The organism is Fibrobacter sp. UWH9 (genome assembly GCF_900129715.1).
GTDB lineage: Bacteria > Fibrobacterota > Fibrobacteria > Fibrobacterales > Fibrobacteraceae > Fibrobacter.
Map to the genome: position 1 here is coordinate 284,981 of NZ_FQWP01000001.1, position 15,835 is coordinate 300,815.

Genomic DNA, 15,835 nt, shown 5'->3' on the forward strand with positions numbered 1-15,835 from the left:
TTTACTAATCACTGTTTTTTCCAAACATACCGGTCCAGCAGGTAGGCTAGGAGCATCTGCTGATCCTGGGTTCCGTTAGCCAGTTCCTTGGCCAGGGGGATGAAGTGGCTGATGCGTTCCTTGGCCTTCTGTCCACCGAAGTGCTTGCTAACCTCTTGCAGTTGCTTGAGGGTGCGTTCGCCAACCTTCTTGGCGATGGCTTCGTTGGTCAGAGGTTCCTGCTTGATGAAATTGATACCGAAGTCTGCTGCAGTCTTCTTGATTTCAATTTCTTCCACCGGGGTAATCAGGGAAATGCAGACACCGCTACGGCCTGCACGGGCGGTACGTCCGCTGCGATGCACGTAAACTTCATGATCGTCCGGGTGGTCGTAAACGATAACGTGGGTGACGTGGTCCACGTCAATACCGCGGGCGGCAACGTCTGTACAAATCAAGATGCGCAATTTCTTTTCGCGGAAGGCGTTTAGGGTCTTTTCGCGGAGAGACTGGCTAACGTCGCCAGACAATGCGCCAACGTTAAAACCGTAACCGGAAAGAACCTGTTCCAGATAGCTGACGTCGCATTTCTTGTTGCAGAAAATCATGCAACTTTCGGGGTTCTCATATTCCAGAACCTTGATGGTCATGGAATCCTTATCCATTACATCGCAGGAATACCAGCGGTGTTCAAGATTGTTTGCGATAACCTTGTCATAAGACAGAGAAAGGAACTCTGCGGAGGGTCGCTGGAATTCGCGGGCCAGGCTCTTGACGGTCTGGGGAATGGTGGCACTGAACATGGTACAGGCCAACTGCTTGGGAAGATACTTGCGGATCTTCTGCATGTCGGGGTAGAAACCCATGGAAAGCATTTCGTCGGCTTCGTCCAGAACCAAGTCGCGGATGTCCAAAAAGTCTACGTTACCGCGCTGCACATGGTCCATCAGACGGCCCGGTGTGGCTACGATAATATGCACGCCTTCCTTAAGAGCCTTCAGCTGGGGTTCGTAAGAAACGCCACCGAAGATGGCTACAGACTTGATGCCTGTCCCTGCAGAAAGTTTCTGAACTTCGTCCTGCACCTGAATTGCCAATTCGCGGGTGGGCACCAGAATCAATGCCTGGGGAAACAGGTGGTCACGAACGATGACCTGCAAAAGGGGCAGCACGTATGCGCCGGTCTTGCCGGAACCTGTCTTGGACTGCACTAGCATATCGCGGGCGGCCAGCATATAGGGCATGGTCTTACGCTGGACGGGCATCAGGTCGGTCCAGCCGTGGCTTGCGAGAATGGCCTTCTGTTCGGCCGGCAGCATGTCAAAAGTATAGTCGGGGAGCTTGTGCTCGGGCTCAATAATATTAATCGGAGTCAAAAACGGGTTGACTTTTGTTTCCTTGGAAACGTTTTCTTCTTTTACTTCTTCGCTCATAATGAGCGCAAAGTTAGAAAATTTTGTTCCAGTGGTATTCAATACCGAAGCTGATGAACCAGTCTACAGTGGATGCGCCAACTGTTGTGGGCTCCGCCGCAGCCTCGGGAGAGGGGGCTGTGTAGACATCGCGTCCGCGGCTAGAAATTCCTGTACGGACACTAAATCCATAATGGTCGAGGAATACGAATTGCCCACCAAAACCTAGTAGGGCTCCCTTATAGGCGTCTTCAAACTTGACTCGGGATTCGTAAGATCTAGAAGGCTTGCTGACCGTATTCTTGACCGCGATATCTTCGGAGTAGAAACTGTATTGGAAACCCAGGAAGGCAAAACTGTGAATGTCGAGCCATTTGAAAGGATCGAAGGATTTAGAAAACATGACGTTTAGACCGACTTCGTGTTGCGTAAAGTCCCAGTGGTCCAACTCGTTATATATGGTATCCCTATCATCTGTTTTTGCGGCGTGTTTGGAATAACGATAGAATATTTCGCCGCCGATAAAGCCGTACCAAGTTCCGCCTGCGTACAAAGTAAATAATGGTGTGGAGTCGTCAATGAAATTCCACAGAGAAACGGAATCCTTGGTGGTGCGGTAATTGTGAATGCGACTTCTTGTGTGGCTGTTGTACCAGCTGTCCGGAGTAAAGGGAATTTGGGCCTGGGCGTAACCGGCTGAAATACCGGCCCATGCTCTGAAATCGGGAACTTCCTTGTAGAAGTCATCGGGTTCGGTTAGCTTCTTGGCCCGTTCTTCCTTGCTGAGCCTGCGGGTTGTATTGCGGTCGAAAAAGGTGCCTGCAATGTCGTCGCCAAGGGCGATCTTGTCGGCTTTCTTTGGTACTGTTCCCGCAGATCTTGGTTCAGAAGAGGTCTCGTCAAAAATGGCAATCAGGAGCTCGCTACCCTTGTCCGAAATGAACATGACGATCTTGTCTTCGACAGACTGAATCTTTGCACTCATGGAAGGGTGTCGTGCCTTGAGGTGGCCCGACGTTAGACCCGGCTCGATGTTGGCGCTGAGCCAGCTTCCGTAACGGACCGCGATAGAGTCTCGTTCCCATTCGCCTAGGGTACGGCATTTGGGTTCGCCGATGCCCATGTTGGTTCTGCGGAGGGAAAGGCAGAACTCCTTGGGGTCGATGGGAAGTTCCTTATCGATGTTCCAGATAAGAATGTCTGCATTCTGCCAGAGGGTCCACTTGGAATTGAAGTAGACGTTGCCTGCATTGGCGATGGTTATGAAGACGAATAACAGCAAACCGATTAAAGAACGGAAGGACTTCATTTATTCACTCCCGTATAAAGGTTGCTGCGAATCTGTCGCACGGAGGCTCGAACAAGAAGCTCCAGGTCCTGCAAACTGAACTTGACAATGGGGTGCTGAATTTCATCGACGGCGCTAAACAGCGGACGTTGCTTCAGATTGTCCCATAAAGTGTAGGATACGATGGCGCTGATATTCTGGACTACGGATTTTTCCTGACTTTCATTGTGGATCAGGGCGTAATCAAAGTAGTCTTCCCGCTTCAGGTCGGTTCCGACGATAACTTCATGAATCAGTAAAATCTCGGGCGGCACTTTGCCTGCGCTGTCCTTGACGACGACTCCCTGTTCAGGAAGTTTGCCCTTCATGAAAATGCGGTCGTCCAGTTTCTGACTTTCTTCGGGGAAGCCGGCGAGGACTTTTTCCGAAAGGACATTCAGCTTGCTATATCCGCCGCGAAGTTCGTCCAGCATAATCTGGGCGCAGAATTCCGTTGACTTGATCTGGGTGCTGTCTCCAAAGTCAAGTCGCTTGGCAAACCAGCTGGTGCGTGTCAGGACAAATGCGTCCTGTACGCCGGCAACGGCCAGTTCCCCGTAGGGGGCCTTATGGTATGCTGGATGAGACTTGGTCCAATGATAACTTTGGCTGCACCCTACAAGAGTGCAAACCAGAATAGCTATCATCAGAACAAGAACATTTCTCATAGCGATATTAGCGTAAAGCGTAAAGGTTAAAGTGTAAAGAAAATCTTTCTCCTTTAACCTTCATTCTTTAACCTTTATCCTAAACAGCGCCCCACTGTTCACGGTAGGCGTAAACCTTTTCCAGGATGCCTTCCGGAGCGTTGATGGCCTTGCGGTTTTCTTCCTTTTCCAGGAAGGCGATGATGTCGTTGATGTTCACGATGGAGTGAGCTTCAATTCCGTATTCTTCCTGAACGGTCTGCAGGGCAGACTTGCCGTTGTCCAACTTTTCCTTGCGGTCCACAGAAATCAGGAGGCCGATCACGTTGGCGTTTTCGATGTTCTTGAGGATCTGGAGGGTTTCGTTAACGGAGGTACCTGCGGTAATCACGTCTTCGATGATGACCACGTTGGTCTTTTCAGCATACTTGTAGCCTACCAGGGAGCCGCCTTCACCGTGGTCCTTCACTTCCTTACGGTTGTAGGTGAAGGTCAGGTTCTTGGCGTACACGTCGGAAAGCTTCATGGCGGTAGCTGCGCACAGGGGGATGCCCTTGTAGGCGGGACCATAGAGGTTGGTTGCCTTGCCGTCAAAATGTTCGACGAAAGCGGCGGCGTAGAATTCTGCCAGCTTGGAAAGGGATGCGCCGGTACGGAATTCTCCGGTGTTGATGAAATACGGGGTGTTACGGCCGCTCTTGGTTACGAAGTCGCCGAACTTGAGGGCGCCGGATTCTACCAGAAAATGGACGAATGCATCAGTCTTTGTCATTTTAAAACTCGCTGTTTTTTATGGATATACAAAATTTGGGTTCTATGCGTTTGCCCCGGTCAGCATGGCGGCGATATTTGCAAAGACGCCAGTCTGTTCGGTCAGGATTTCTGCGGCAATCAGGATGGCTACCACCAGCACGCAGACTCCGATATAAACGTAGAAGGATTTCTTGAAACCCTTAATCTTAAGCTTGAAGATCAACCAGACTACAACGCTCAGCACGGCGCTGAAAACCCATGCGGCCATGGCGCCCAGGCTTACGCCGGGAATCATGTTGATGACATAGGTGAGGGCGATGCCCGGTGCGAAGTAGAAGAGGATGCACAGGACGCACAACAGGGCGAAACCCACATAGTGGGAAAATCCGCGTTCCCTCTGGACGATGACCTGAGGTTGTGTCATGGAGGGGTCGTAAGTCGGTTCTGCAACAGGTTCGGCAACCGGTTCCACGGGAGCAGTTGCGGCCTGGATTTCGGCTTCCTGATTTTCAACTTCCTGATTGTTCTGTTCTTCGGACATAATTCCTCCTTAGAGAATAAAGGTACGGCCGTTATAAACGAATACGCGATGTTCCAGCCAGAGCTTCAGGGCCTGGGACAGGGTGCGCTTTTCGATATCCTTACCCAGTTCCACCAGTTCATTGATGCTGGCGGTTTCGGGCACGCGCTGGATGTCCTGGGCGATAATGGGGCCCTGGTCCAGGTCTTCGGTTGCGAAGTGGGCGGTGGCACCGATAATCTTCACACCCTTGTTCCATGCCTGATGGTAGGGCTTGGCACCCTTGAATGCGGGCAGGAAGCCGTGGTGGATGTTGATGATGCGGTACTTGAATTCTTCGGTAAAGGCGGCAGAAAGAATCTGCATGTAGCGGGCGAGCACCACGGTGTCGGTCTTGGTTTCTTCGATAATTTCGCGGAAACGGTTTTCCGGAATGTTCTTGTCGGGATTAGACGGAACATAGTAGAAAGGCACGCCGAAGGAGCCGCCTACAGCTGCCAAGTCAGTGTGGTTGCCTACGATACAGCTGAATTCGCAGGGGAGATCACCGTCGCGGTGCTTCAGGAGCAGGTCGTAAAGGCAGTGGTCTGTCTTGGAAACGAAAATAGCGACGCGTTCCACCTTGGTGGTGTCGAAAAGTTTCCAGTTCAGCTGGAGGTGACCTTCCAAGGTTTCCAGATGCTTGCGGACTTCTTCGATATTTTCTGAATCTGCTTCGAAAACTGCACGGAGGAAGAACGTTTCGATGTCCTTGGCGGTATGCTGCTGGAGATCGATGATGTTTGCACCGGCCTTGGCAAGAACTTGCGTGGTGCCGGCAATAAGGCCCTTTTGGTCAGGGCAATGAATTTGCAAAATGTAACGTGTGATAGCCATGGATAAAAAGTTAAAAAATCCCTGTTGACTTTATTGTTTTGTTTACAAAAAACAGGCCCTTTTAGGCCGTTGTTTATTTTGGGTCCTTGTTGATTTTAGTTTATAAAAAGATGGTTTGAAAGTGTACCGAAAAATGCTATAATTATATCACAAATCTCTTTTGGAAAAGAAGGAACAATGAATTTCAATCGCATGATCAAGAGCGCTGTCTTTATGGCATTTGGCATGGCTGCAGTCTGCTCTTTTGCAATTCCTCCCAAGACTTGGGACGCTATTTACAACGCAGAAAACGAAGGTGATTACACTTCTGCAAAAATCGAAGGCGATATCCGCTTTGGCAAGTACACCCATTACAAGGCTGTGCAGCCGGTGTCCTTCAAGGTTGAAGAAGGTCCGTTCGCATTCTCTGTAGCCGGTAATCTGACTGTCGTTGCAGATAAAATTGAAAAAGAAAATTTCTATGAAGTCTGCGGCGAAACCAAGGAAGCCTGGATTTCCTATTTCAACAAGCCTCGTACTTTTGTAACTGGCAAAGGTAAGGAAAAGTCTGAAGTAGAACAGATTATCAATATTGCCGGTGTGGATCTGGCTTGCGGTAATGAGCTGTTTGCCGTGTCCGATCTTCGCATCAAGTTTACCAACGAAGCTGCCCAGGAAGCCTGGAAGAAGGAACTGGAAGGCCGCGAAAAGTACCGCCGCGAAAAGGTGGCTGAATTCCGCCTGGCCGAACAGGAAAAGCGTGCTTCCCTCCGCGAAGTTTCTGGTATGTTTACCGACCCCCGCGATGGTCAGGTTTATCGTACCATTAAGGTGGAAGGCCGTGAATGGTTTGCCCAGAACGTGAACTTCAACGTAGATGGTCATTCCTGGTGCTACGAAGATAAGGAATCCTACTGCATGCGTGGTGGCCGCCTCTACGATCTGGAAGGCGCTCGTAAGGCTTGCCCCGAGGGCTGGCATCTGCCCCGTGACCGCGAATGGCAGGACATGATTACTGGCCTTACCCACTGCTATGATGGTGTTGACAAGTGCGAAGCTTTTGCCAAGAAGATGAAAGCTACCACTGGCTGGCAGGGCGGTGGCGGTACCGATGAATATGGCTTCTCCGTATTCTCTTCCGGTTACCGTAAGATGATTGGTAAGTCTACCGTTCGTTACGAAGACATGGGTGAATACGCCGGTTTCTGGTCTGCTCAGAATGGTCGTAACGAAACCATCTGGATTTGGGCTATGGGCCGCATGAGTGACCAGATGGTCCGTCAGCTGGTTCCCAGCAAGACCAACGCCTACTCTGTCCGCTGCATCAACGGAAACTAGTATTGAGTTTTGAACAACGAGCGATGAGCCGTTGTTGCGAATAAAAAAAGAACCGCGGTTTTTTTCGCGGTTCTTTTTTGTTGAAGGTGCCGCAGGTTTTGGCTGCGGCTTCTGTATTACATGGAGCGAATCGGGAAGAGGCCCAGGAGGTCCAGGACGTTTTCCAGGACGATCTGGGTGGACTGCACCAGGAACAGACGGGACTTTTCTTCGGCGCTGCCGAGAACTCGGTCTTCGTGGATGAACTTGTGTGCGGCTTCTGCGATTTCCAATGCATACTGGGCGAGAACGCTGGGTTCGTCAGCGGCGACAGCGCCGAGAATCTTGTCGGCCTTCTTGGAAAGAAGGTTGATCAAGCTATAGGCGGCATCGTCTGCCAGCTGGTCGTAGTTCACGTCGGAAACGGGAACGGTGTAGCCGGCCTTGCGCATGATGCTGCAGAGACGGACGTGTGCGTTCTGGACATAAGGACCAGTGTCGCCTTCAAAGCTCATGACGGCATCCCAATCAAAACGGACGTCCTTCACGCGGCTGTTCTTCAGGTCGTTGAAGGTCAGTGCGGAAATACCGATCTGGCGGGCAATCAGTTCCTTGTTTTCCAGTTCCGGATTCTTGGCGTCGATGAATTCAAGAATCTTCTTCTGTGCGGCTTCAATGACGTCACGCAAAAGGCTTGCGGTACCTGTACGAGTCTTACCCTTTTCCCACTTGCCGTCCACCAGCTGGAGGATCACGCCAAAGGGAATGTGGTACATATTGGTGTACCATTCGCGGCCCATCTTCTTAAGAACATGGAATACCTGCTTGAAGTGCAGGGCCTGGCCCAGGTCGACCACATAGAGGCACTTGTCGAAGTTGTATTCCTTCATGCGGTAGTCGGCTGCGGCCAAGTCGCGGGTTGCGTACAAGGTAGAACCGTCGCTCTTGCGGATCAGGCAGGGATTCAGGTCGAATTCGTCCAGCATCACCACGTCCAGATCCTGGCTCTTGATCATCAGGTTCTTTTCGCGGAGTTCGTCGAGGATCGCGGGAATCTTGTCTTCGAAGAAGGATTCGCCAGTGTAATGGTCAAAGCCGACGCCCATCATGTCGTAGATGCGCATCAGTTCCTTCAGGGTTGCGGCCTTAAAGGCAGACCACAGGGTGCGGTAGAATTCATCGCCCTGTTCCAGCTTGGTAAATGCGGCGCGTGCTTCGTCTTCGAGACCCGGCTCTTCCTTGCATGCCTTGGAGAAGGCTGCATAAAGGATGTTCAATTCCTTGACTGTCAGGGAATCCAGGGTGGCCTGGTCGGTGGGACGATTTTCGCGGAGGTACATCACGATCAGCTTGCCGAATGCGGTACCCCAGTCGCCCAGGTGGTTGATTCGTTCGACCTTGTAACCGGCGGCCTTGTAAATACGGCTCAGGGAGTTACCGATCATGGTGGAACGGAGGTGGTGGAAAGCCAGTTCCTTACCGATGTTGGGGGAGCTGAAGTCAATGCACACGACCTTGCCGTTGGATTCCTGGTGGCCGTAGGCGAGACCCTTTTCGGCGATAGCTTCGAGAGTGGACTTTGCCAGGAAGTTGCGGTCGATAAAGAAGTTCAGGTAACCGTTCACGGCTTCCACCTTGGAAAGGCCGGCGGGCAGCTTTACCTGACCAGCCAATTCTTCGGCGATAATCTTCGGAGCCTTGCGCATGGTCTTTGCCAGCGAGAAGCAGGGAAGGGTGAAGTTGCCGTGGGTGGTATCAGGCGGCACAGAGATAAGCTTCAGGGCGGCGTCGGCTTCGAATGCGCCGGTGGCTGCCAGGGCGTTTGCAATTTCTTGCTCAAACGAGTTCATTGTCGTCTCCAGACTTCTTGGTGGCTTCGCGAACGAAGTCGGCTTCATTCAGTTCTTCAATCTTGCCGTCGGCATACAGACGGTCCAAAGAAATTTCGGCGCGCTTTTCTTCTTCGAACAGGTGTACCATCAGGTCCAGGCCTGCGTCGAATACGGCCCAACGAACACCTTCCTTGTATTCCACACCAAGGGATGAAAGCTTGTTGGCCTTGAATTCCTTGTGGAGTTCATTGAGGATAGCCTGCATCTGGGCTTCGCTTTCGCAAGTAGCAACCAGGAAAAAGTCGGTTACGTCCTTGATGCCGCGAAGGTCGATAAGTTGCACGTTCTGGGCGCGCAGTTCAAAAAGAATGCTTGCTCCCAGCTGGATGGATTCCGGCAGGTCATTTCTTGTTGTCATTTTGTATTTCCCTCTTCGGGTTCGATGATTTGTTTAAAGTCTTTTCCGATATATACCGCTGCGTCTACCACGGCTCGCTTACTTGCCACAACCAGCACGTTGTCGGTCTTGAGCGCCCTGGCCAATGCCTGTGCGCCTTCCCATTCCGGATTTCGCAGCACGATGATCGTCTCGTCGTAATTCTGCAACCGGTCATTGCGGGAACTGACCACGTCAAAACCATTCTGTCTCAGGTAATTTCTCATGGAGGCAGCAGCACCCTGCATACCACAGCTGTTCAGGACTTCTACGTCGCCCTTGTAAGAGCGGACTTCCTGAACTTTCGGGGCTTCAACTTCTTCCTTGCACCCGAAAATTGCCAAACACGCAATGAGACAAAAAGGTATTCTTGCCAGTGATAATCGCATCAGTGACAAAAAATAGAATTTCTCCAGGGGGAGCAGGGACCGTCGTAGTATCTGTGAGGCCCATAAGCCTTAACTGCATCGTTTTCGTTTACCAGCATCAGGCGGACGCGGGTATTTTCGCTGGGTTTATACTCCAGGGCCACGTCGGGAAGGATGAAATCCACCTTTCCCTGACGCAAATCTTCCTTGGCGATGGGCATCCCGAAACGCAAATTGCTGTATAGCGGCATCCAAAGGCCAAGGTCGGCGTAAAGGTGCAGATCCGGGGTGAATTCGTATGCCAGGTGGGCCATGTAGGTCTGCTGGGCGAAACTGCCGAAGCTGCCGCCCACGAAGCTGACGGAGTAGCTGTAGCCCACAGACAGGGCCGGATCCAGCGAGGAATGGCGGAGCAGACGGTCGCGGTCGAAACGTTCCCGATTCCAGGGGATGCCGCTTCGTGAGGCCTCCACGGGCAATTCTTCCACATAGACGGTGTCCACGATGGTATCCCTGGAAACCTCCGCTGGCGAACTTGCTGCGGACGATAAGGCGAGCTGGCTCGCGACAATGGCGGTTAGGATACCCACATCCAGAATATAGAAAAGCTTGGAGGGGAGGCTTGGCTTTTATATAAGCAGAAAAGCACCCGCCAAGGCGAGTGCTCACAGTCATATGGTAAAAAGAAAGAAATTACTTCTGGACGATTTCGTTCTTTTCGTTCACGTGAACCACGGTGGGAGTCCAGCTCTTTGCTTCTTCAGGGCTCATGGTGGCGTAGGCGACGATAATCACCAGGTCGCCTGGCTGAACCAGTCGGGCGGCGGCGCCGTTCAGGCAAATCACGCCAGACTTGGCGGGGCCTTCAATGACATAAGTATCCAGACGGGAACCGTTGTTCACGTCAAGAACGCCGACTTTTTCGAAAGGGAGGATTCCTGCAGCATCCATCAAGTCGCGGGCAATAGTGATGGAACCTTCGTAATTGAGGTTGGCATCGGTAACTGTTGCGCGATGAATTTTGCTTTTGAGTAATTCTAGCTGCATTTTAAGCGCTTAGAACTTTACGCCGAAGAAACCTACAACACCCTGATCCGGAGTGGGGAGGATTCCATAGCTGAAACGGTTTGCGTCGGGATTGTTTTCCCATTGAGTGCTGAAGAATGCGTCTGCAAAAGACCAGATGTGTGCGCCGGCGACAGCCAGCAAGCCATACCACCAGTCAGAAGCGCCATCAGCTGCAAGATAAACGGTAACACCAATGCCAACTACTTCGAGAGCGTCCATCCAGATGGCCTTCATAGACTGATCGGTCTTCCACTGGTACAGGGACGGGAGCAGGAGGGAGAGGTAAGCATACTGCTGATCGCCAGAGTGATTGCGGTAGGAACGGTCGATATCTGCATCTTCCATGCCACCAGTACGCTGGTTCAGCCATTCTTCTTCGGAAACGCCCAGCTTTTCCCACGGCTTCTGGAGGTATTCAGAGGGGCGAACGCCAGTTTCAACCAGGTGGGTCAGCTTATCGCGAGACAGGCCTTCTTTCTTAGCCTGCTGGAATTCCCACTGGGTGAGACCAATTTCTTCGTAATTAAAACCAGCCCATTCATCGCTGGATGCGGTTGCTTCACCGACTTCTTCGGTGTCATCGGAGCCATAAGAGTAGGATTCTTCGTCATCGGACTGTGCAAAAACAAGTCCTCCGCAGAGAAGCAGCATACTTGCAATTTTACACAATTTTGACATTTTCCAATCCTTTCTTAGCCCATTCACTCGAATTTAATGCCGGGGGAGGGAATCGAACCCTCACACTCTCGCGAGTACCGGATTTTGAGTCCGGCGCGTCTACCAATTTCACCACCCCGGCTAGGGGTACAACAAATATAGAACACTTTTCTTTTTTTGGGAGGCAGAAAAGCTAAAAAAACGCGATTTTATGTAAAATTATTTTCTCAAAAGGGGCTGGTACTCGATTTTCTGCTTTACCAGTTTGTCTGCGGCGAAGTCAATGGCCGCTTCCTTTGTCGCAAAGTGACCTGTATGCACCAGGTACAGGATCTTTTCGCCGCGGGGCTGCTCCACGATAGTGCAGGCAATTTTCTGCTTTTTCAGGTTGTTCACCATCAAGTCCGCATAGGCCTTTACGCTGTAGGCGCCCAACTGGAGGATCCAGTATTCTTCGGAAGGCTTGTCGGCTGCCGGGGCTGCAGCGGGTGCTGGAGTTGCTGCGGGGGCTACAGCCGGAGCGCTTGCTTGAACTGCAGGTGCCGGCTGGGCGGCAACAGGTGCTGCGGGCTTGGTTGCTTCCACTGCGGGTTTAGGAGCTTCTGCAGGCTTCGGACTTTCTGCCGCGGGTTTTACTTCTGCAGTCTGAGTTGCCGGAGCGGGTTGCGCCGCAGGCTGGGTGGTCGGCTGTGCAGGAGCCGCAGCTTGTACAGGGGCGGTGGCTTGCGTCGGGGCAGGTGCTGCAGCCTGTGCTGGAACGGCAGGTGCTGTTGTGGCGGGTTGTGCCTGTGCGGGAGATTCGGCGGCTTCAGTCTTTGCCTTCTGCATGGCGGCCAGGGAATCAGGATTCTTCAGCAGTTCGCAACGTTCCTTCAAGTCTTCGTTGCTGCTCTTTGCCTTTACTGCGGTACAAACCTTCTGGAGTACCACGTTGTGGTGGGGCTTGGATGTCTCGATGGCGTGGATCAGGTCCTGGGCGGCCAACTCGTACTTGCCCAGGTAAAGGCGGAACTGGGCGCTGGTCATCATCAGGTCCGCGTACAGGGATTCCTGGGGGCTAACCTTCTGGACCAGACTATCAAGGCGCTTGCCTGCCTTCTTGAAAGAGGCTGCATCGCCGGTTTGAGAAAGGGCGAGGATGTTCCACAAAAGGCATTCTGCCTGCTTTTCCTTGGGCTGCATGGGGCATGCCTTTTCGTAGGCGCTTGCCGCTTCTTTCCAGTTGCCGGAAACATAGGACTTCTGTGCGTTTGCCAGGGCTGTTGCTGCGTCCTGTGCGCTAACGCTAATTGCGGATAAAAGAATTGCTGCTAGGGTTAAATGCTTGCTAATGTAATTCATCCTGATGCCTTTTTTAGTCCAATAAAATCTTAATCGTCCAACAAGGTGCCGCGAAGGGTCCAGCCCTTCATGTCGTCAATTTTCACCTTCACGTAGTCGCCGGGCTTCACGATGCGGGTGGGCTTGAAGATGACCTTCTTGAAGTTGTCGGTCTTGCCCATCAGTTCATTTTCGTCACGGCTGGAGCTTCCCTCCACAAGGAGGGTTTCGGTGCGGCCGATCATGAGCTGGTTACGCTTGGCGGTAATCTCATTCTGCAAGGCTACCAGGCGGGTGTGACGTGCCAATTTTTCTTCGGCGGTCAGAGTTTCCGTTTCCTTGTAGGATTCAGTTCCCTTGCGGGGGCTGTAGATAAACATGTAGGCGCTGTCAAACTGGCAGGCCTCAAAGGCCTTCATGGTGTCTTCGAAGTCTTCGTCGGTTTCGCCAACGAAACCGCAAATCACGTCGGTAGAAATGCCGTACAGCGGGTCCTTGCTGCGAAGCTGCTCAATAACGCTCATGTACTGTTCCATGTTGTGCTGGCGACGCATCTTCTTCAGCATGTTGTCGCTACCACTCTGGATAGGAATGTGGGCGTAGTGGCAGACCTTGGGGTTGTTCAGCAGAACATCGATGAGCTCGTTGGTGTAGTGACGAGGATGGGGGCTGGTAAAGCGGATTCGCTGGATGCCGCCAATCTCGGACACGCGGGTAAGCAGGTCTGCAAAATTGTGGTCGCCGTTCTTGTAGGCGTTCACCGTCTGGCCCAAAAGCATGACTTCCGTAATGCCCTTGTCTGCGGCCTTCTGCACTTCGGTCAGCACGTCGTCCATGTCGCGGTACTTTTCGGGGCCGCGGAGGTAGGGAACGATGCAGTAACTGCAGCGTTTGTTGCATCCACGCTGGATGGTAACGAAGGTGCTGAAGTCGTGCTTTACCTTGGCGTAATCGCCGACGTAGTTCTGGGTGATATCTTCGTCCAGGAACATGCGGTGGTGAGTCTTGTGCAGCGGGCTATCGGGGCCTGCCAGCAGCAATTCCGGAATGCTGCCGTACTGGTCCGGACCTACGACGTAGTTCACCACCTTCAGTCGCTTGAGAATTTCCGGACCGCGGTTCTTGGCCATGCAACCGCAAACCACCACCTTCAAGTCCGGGTTAGCTTTCTTCAGCTTGCGGTACTTGCTGATGTTGGCGAATGCGGTGTCTTCTGCCTTTTCGCGTACGGAGCAGGTGTTGACGATGATGAAATCGGCTTCGGTAATGTCGCCGGTTTCCATACAGCCTTCCATGTCCAGCTTCTGGGCTATGAGGGCCGAGTCATATTCGTTCATCTGGCAGCCGTAAGTGGCCAAGTAATATTTCTTCATGAGGATTGCAGTCTGCTTATGGTTTTAACGGCGGGTAAGATAGAAAAATTCATTGTGTGGGCTGCTGCGCGGGGTGCTTGCGAGGGACTTTTCTGCGGAGGATGAGGTGTTTTCCCGAAAAATGGGCTCCATTGGGAGGGAAAGTGGTGATTTGGAGTCCATGATTTTGAATAAATTAGTTGAAAATGGGGCGGTTGAGTAAACTGTAGGCCGGACATTGGACTCCAATATGACCAATATTGTTTATTTGGAGTCTATATAAATACCCATAACACAAAATCTACTATAGACAAAGTAATTTTATGGGCTCCATTTGCCTACTAACTGACTATTTGGAGTCCAAAAATCATCGAAAACTCATTTTGCAACCGTGAAAAAGCTGTTTTTACGAGGCGATTTTTGTAAATTCGTTCTGTGCGTGAGTGCGCACTATTTTGTATATGGCCCATAACCAAAGGTATTTATGAAGACTTTGGAACTTTTACCGCCAGATACAATTCTGGCGTCAGTCCAGAAACGTGCAGAAGAACTGCTCATTATTATAGAGGAAAAGATGCGCTCTTTAAGTAAGGCGCCAGCGGGGCGAATCAAACTGATTCGTCGTGGCGGGAACATTCACTGCTATCATGTGACAAGTTCAGCAAAACCTGCCGGTAAGTACATTCCCGTTTCGGAGCAAAAATTCATCAAGGCGCTTATTCAGAAGGAATACGATCAGACGGTTTTAGCGGAACTGCAATACCAGCTAAAACTGATAGATAATTTCATAAAGAAGTATAATCCTTCTATGGTGCGGGAATTATTCGGATCCCGCGGAGAATTGCGTCGCGGTTATATCTCTCCGGTAACGCTATCCGATGAGGATTATGCGGCCCGCTGGCTTGCCCAATCATACAAGTGCAAATCATTTCGTGAAGGGGAGCCTGAATTTCTCACCAGCCGCGGGGAACGAGTCCGCTCCAAGTCTGAGATGATTATTGCAGACATCCTGGCGAAAAACAACATTCCTTACAAGTACGAGCTCCCTCAGCAAATGAAGGCCGCGGGCGGCAAGCTGATTCCGGTCTATCCCGATTTCACCTGCGTGAATCTCCGGACTCGTCAGGAGTTTTTGTGGGAGCATTTAGGACGTATGGATGATTCGGACTACTCGATGAAAACGGTGATGAAATTGCGCACCTACAGCAAGAACGATTTTATTCCTGGCAAGAATCTGATTCTGACCATGGAATGCGATGGCATCCCGCTGGATCGCAAGGAAGTGGAAGCCCTTGTAAAAACCTTTTTGCGGTAGACCGCGGCTCTCGTCGTCCGAGCTTTCTTATATTATGGACATGACTCGTTTCTTCTACAAATGCTTAGGCCGTTTTGCCCTTATGACTGCAGCCGCCCTGTGGGCAGGTTGCGACAATGCTGAGAAGAGAGAATCTGTAAAGGAGGAGCCTGCAAGGGACATTTCTTCTAGCTCCTTGCTGAAAAAAGAAATCAAGGATTCCAAGTATCTTCCAAAACAAGAAAGTATTGTTGTCCAGGGAACTACCGTTCTCTACGGAACGATGCCTGTTGTTGGGGATTGTCTTTATGGTTGTCATACACCGATTGGCGAATCAAAAGCGAAAGGGCTAGTGAAGAAATTGACTGAACGGGATCTTAAATTTGAGGGATCTCTTTCTGGTGAGCAACTATCTAAAATTGTATGTCCACGAACACAAGGTCTTCGCCATATCTACAATAAGTTCTTAAAAAAGAAGCCTGGATTTGAAGGCCGCTTGGTGTTGCAGCTGACCATTGCTCCTGACGGCTCGATAACCAATGCTGTCGTAAAATCATCAACCACTGGTTGTGACGATTTTGACGCAGAAATAAAGATGGCTGTAAGTCGTTGGAAATTTGAAAAATCCGACGGAATCACCTCTGTGACCGTTCCGTTTGAATTTTCGGAATCGTCGGATAAATAGGGCTGAGCGTCCT

17 protein-coding genes and 1 tRNA gene are annotated in these 15,835 nt (G+C 51.3%); 3 read left to right on the plus strand and 15 right to left on the minus strand.

All coding sequences use genetic code 11. The features are described 5' to 3' along the window. Positions 1-8: 8 nt before the first annotated feature. The 6 genes from BUB94_RS01285 to purU form a co-directional block, all read right to left on the minus strand. Positions 9-1,412: a DEAD/DEAH box helicase gene (locus BUB94_RS01285; protein WP_073233579.1), complete on the minus strand. Its 1,404-nt coding sequence runs from the start codon at positions 1,410-1,412 to the stop codon at positions 9-11. Between the two features lie 13 nt (positions 1,413-1,425). Further along, positions 1,426-2,700: a hypothetical protein gene (locus tag BUB94_RS01290; protein ID WP_073233581.1), complete on the minus strand. Its 1,275-nt coding sequence runs from the start codon at positions 2,698-2,700 to the stop codon at positions 1,426-1,428. Further along, positions 2,697-3,386, minus strand: a complete 690-nt coding sequence (locus BUB94_RS01295; RefSeq protein WP_073155675.1) for a hypothetical protein — start codon at positions 3,384-3,386, stop codon at positions 2,697-2,699. Before BUB94_RS01295 ends, BUB94_RS01290 begins: the two co-directional genes overlap by 4 nt. 79 nt (positions 3,387-3,465) lie before the next feature. Continuing rightward, positions 3,466-4,137: an orotate phosphoribosyltransferase gene (pyrE, locus tag BUB94_RS01300; RefSeq protein WP_073155678.1), complete on the minus strand. Its 672-nt coding sequence runs from the start codon at positions 4,135-4,137 to the stop codon at positions 3,466-3,468. 42 nt (positions 4,138-4,179) lie between these two features. Continuing rightward, a complete protein-coding gene (locus BUB94_RS01305; RefSeq protein WP_073155680.1) occupies positions 4,180-4,659 on the minus strand; it encodes a hypothetical protein in 480 nt (159 codons plus the stop codon). Between the two features lie 9 nt (positions 4,660-4,668). After that, positions 4,669-5,514 carry a formyltetrahydrofolate deformylase gene (gene purU, locus BUB94_RS01310; RefSeq protein WP_073155683.1) on the minus strand — a complete coding sequence of 282 codons (846 nt, stop codon included), beginning with the start codon at positions 5,512-5,514 and terminating at the stop codon, positions 4,669-4,671. Positions 5,515-5,691: 177 nt separating this feature from the next. Between purU and BUB94_RS01315 the strand changes: the two genes are divergently transcribed. Next, a complete protein-coding gene (locus tag BUB94_RS01315) occupies positions 5,692-6,831 on the plus strand; it encodes a fibrobacter succinogenes major paralogous domain-containing protein (RefSeq protein ID WP_073155685.1) in 1,140 nt (379 codons plus the stop codon). A 116-nt stretch (positions 6,832-6,947) separates the two neighbouring features. Here BUB94_RS01315 and argS read toward each other — a convergent pair whose 3' ends face one another. From argS to miaB, 9 genes are all read right to left on the minus strand, one after another. Next, the gene (gene argS, locus BUB94_RS01320; RefSeq protein ID WP_073155688.1) at positions 6,948-8,660 is read right to left on the minus strand and encodes an arginine--tRNA ligase; all 1,713 of its coding nucleotides are present in this window, start codon (positions 8,658-8,660) and stop codon (positions 6,948-6,950) included. Then, entirely contained in the window at positions 8,647-9,060 is a 414-nt protein-coding gene (gene rsfS / locus BUB94_RS01325) for a ribosome silencing factor (RefSeq protein WP_073155691.1), read from the minus strand. Before rsfS ends, argS begins: the two co-directional genes overlap by 14 nt. Further along, entirely contained in the window at positions 9,057-9,422 is a 366-nt protein-coding gene (locus tag BUB94_RS01330; protein ID WP_073155694.1) for a LytR C-terminal domain-containing protein, read from the minus strand. The genes rsfS and BUB94_RS01330 overlap by 4 nt, the downstream gene beginning before the upstream one ends. Before the next feature lie 44 nt (positions 9,423-9,466). Beyond that, positions 9,467-10,036, minus strand: a complete 570-nt coding sequence (locus tag BUB94_RS01335; protein WP_254793627.1) for a hypothetical protein — start codon at positions 10,034-10,036, stop codon at positions 9,467-9,469. 103 nt (positions 10,037-10,139) lie between these two features. Then, positions 10,140-10,493 carry an aspartate 1-decarboxylase gene (panD, locus tag BUB94_RS01340; RefSeq protein WP_073155699.1) on the minus strand — a complete coding sequence of 118 codons (354 nt, stop codon included), beginning with the start codon at positions 10,491-10,493 and terminating at the stop codon, positions 10,140-10,142. Positions 10,494-10,502: 9 nt separating this feature from the next. Then, complete coding sequence (locus BUB94_RS01345; RefSeq protein ID WP_249269360.1) at positions 10,503-11,165, minus strand: hypothetical protein; 663 nt, start codon at positions 11,163-11,165, stop codon at positions 10,503-10,505. Between the two features lie 64 nt (positions 11,166-11,229). Then, positions 11,230-11,313 (minus strand) — tRNA-Leu (locus BUB94_RS01350). A 77-nt stretch (positions 11,314-11,390) separates the two neighbouring features. Continuing rightward, the gene (locus tag BUB94_RS01355) at positions 11,391-12,512 is read right to left on the minus strand and encodes an SPOR domain-containing protein (protein WP_073233585.1); all 1,122 of its coding nucleotides are present in this window, start codon (positions 12,510-12,512) and stop codon (positions 11,391-11,393) included. Positions 12,513-12,541: 29 nt separating this feature from the next. Further along, positions 12,542-13,864 carry a tRNA (N6-isopentenyl adenosine(37)-C2)-methylthiotransferase MiaB gene (gene miaB / locus BUB94_RS01360; RefSeq protein WP_073233587.1) on the minus strand — a complete coding sequence of 441 codons (1,323 nt, stop codon included), beginning with the start codon at positions 13,862-13,864 and terminating at the stop codon, positions 12,542-12,544. 463 nt (positions 13,865-14,327) lie between these two features. Here miaB and BUB94_RS01365 point away from each other — a divergent pair, with 463 nt between their 5' ends. Then, positions 14,328-15,158 carry a hypothetical protein gene (locus BUB94_RS01365; RefSeq protein ID WP_073155709.1) on the plus strand — a complete coding sequence of 277 codons (831 nt, stop codon included), beginning with the start codon at positions 14,328-14,330 and terminating at the stop codon, positions 15,156-15,158. A 34-nt stretch (positions 15,159-15,192) separates the two neighbouring features. After that, on the plus strand, positions 15,193-15,822 hold the full coding sequence (locus BUB94_RS01370; protein WP_073233589.1) for an AgmX/PglI C-terminal domain-containing protein: 630 nt from the start codon (positions 15,193-15,195) through the stop codon (positions 15,820-15,822). Positions 15,823-15,835: the final 13 nt, after the last annotated feature.

Excerpts from the sequence above, each read along its gene's own strand:
- BUB94_RS01285 (WP_073233579.1), bottom strand. The coding sequence starts at position 1,412 with ATGAGCGAAGAAGTAAAAGAAGAAAACGTTTCCAAGGAAACAAAAGTC.
- BUB94_RS01290 (WP_073233581.1), bottom strand. The coding sequence starts at position 2,700 with ATGAAGTCCTTCCGTTCTTTAATCGGTTTGCTGTTATTCGTCTTCATA.
- BUB94_RS01295 (WP_073155675.1), bottom strand. The coding sequence starts at position 3,386 with ATGAGAAATGTTCTTGTTCTGATGATAGCTATTCTGGTTTGCACTCTT.
- pyrE (WP_073155678.1), bottom strand. The coding sequence starts at position 4,137 with ATGACAAAGACTGATGCATTCGTCCATTTTCTGGTAGAATCCGGCGCC.
- BUB94_RS01305 (WP_073155680.1), bottom strand. The coding sequence starts at position 4,659 with ATGTCCGAAGAACAGAACAATCAGGAAGTTGAAAATCAGGAAGCCGAA.
- purU (WP_073155683.1), bottom strand. The coding sequence starts at position 5,514 with ATGGCTATCACACGTTACATTTTGCAAATTCATTGCCCTGACCAAAAG.
- BUB94_RS01315 (WP_073155685.1), top strand. The coding sequence starts at position 5,692 with ATGAATTTCAATCGCATGATCAAGAGCGCTGTCTTTATGGCATTTGGC.
- argS (WP_073155688.1), bottom strand. The coding sequence starts at position 8,660 with ATGAACTCGTTTGAGCAAGAAATTGCAAACGCCCTGGCAGCCACCGGC.
- rsfS (WP_073155691.1), bottom strand. The coding sequence starts at position 9,060 with ATGACAACAAGAAATGACCTGCCGGAATCCATCCAGCTGGGAGCAAGC.
- panD (WP_073155699.1), bottom strand. The coding sequence starts at position 10,493 with ATGCAGCTAGAATTACTCAAAAGCAAAATTCATCGCGCAACAGTTACC.
- BUB94_RS01345 (WP_249269360.1), bottom strand. The coding sequence starts at position 11,165 with ATGCTGCTTCTCTGCGGAGGACTTGTTTTTGCACAGTCCGATGACGAA.
- BUB94_RS01355 (WP_073233585.1), bottom strand. The coding sequence starts at position 12,512 with ATGAATTACATTAGCAAGCATTTAACCCTAGCAGCAATTCTTTTATCC.
- miaB (WP_073233587.1), bottom strand. The coding sequence starts at position 13,864 with ATGAAGAAATATTACTTGGCCACTTACGGCTGCCAGATGAACGAATAT.
- BUB94_RS01365 (WP_073155709.1), top strand. The coding sequence starts at position 14,328 with ATGAAGACTTTGGAACTTTTACCGCCAGATACAATTCTGGCGTCAGTC.
- BUB94_RS01370 (WP_073233589.1), top strand. The coding sequence starts at position 15,193 with ATGGACATGACTCGTTTCTTCTACAAATGCTTAGGCCGTTTTGCCCTT.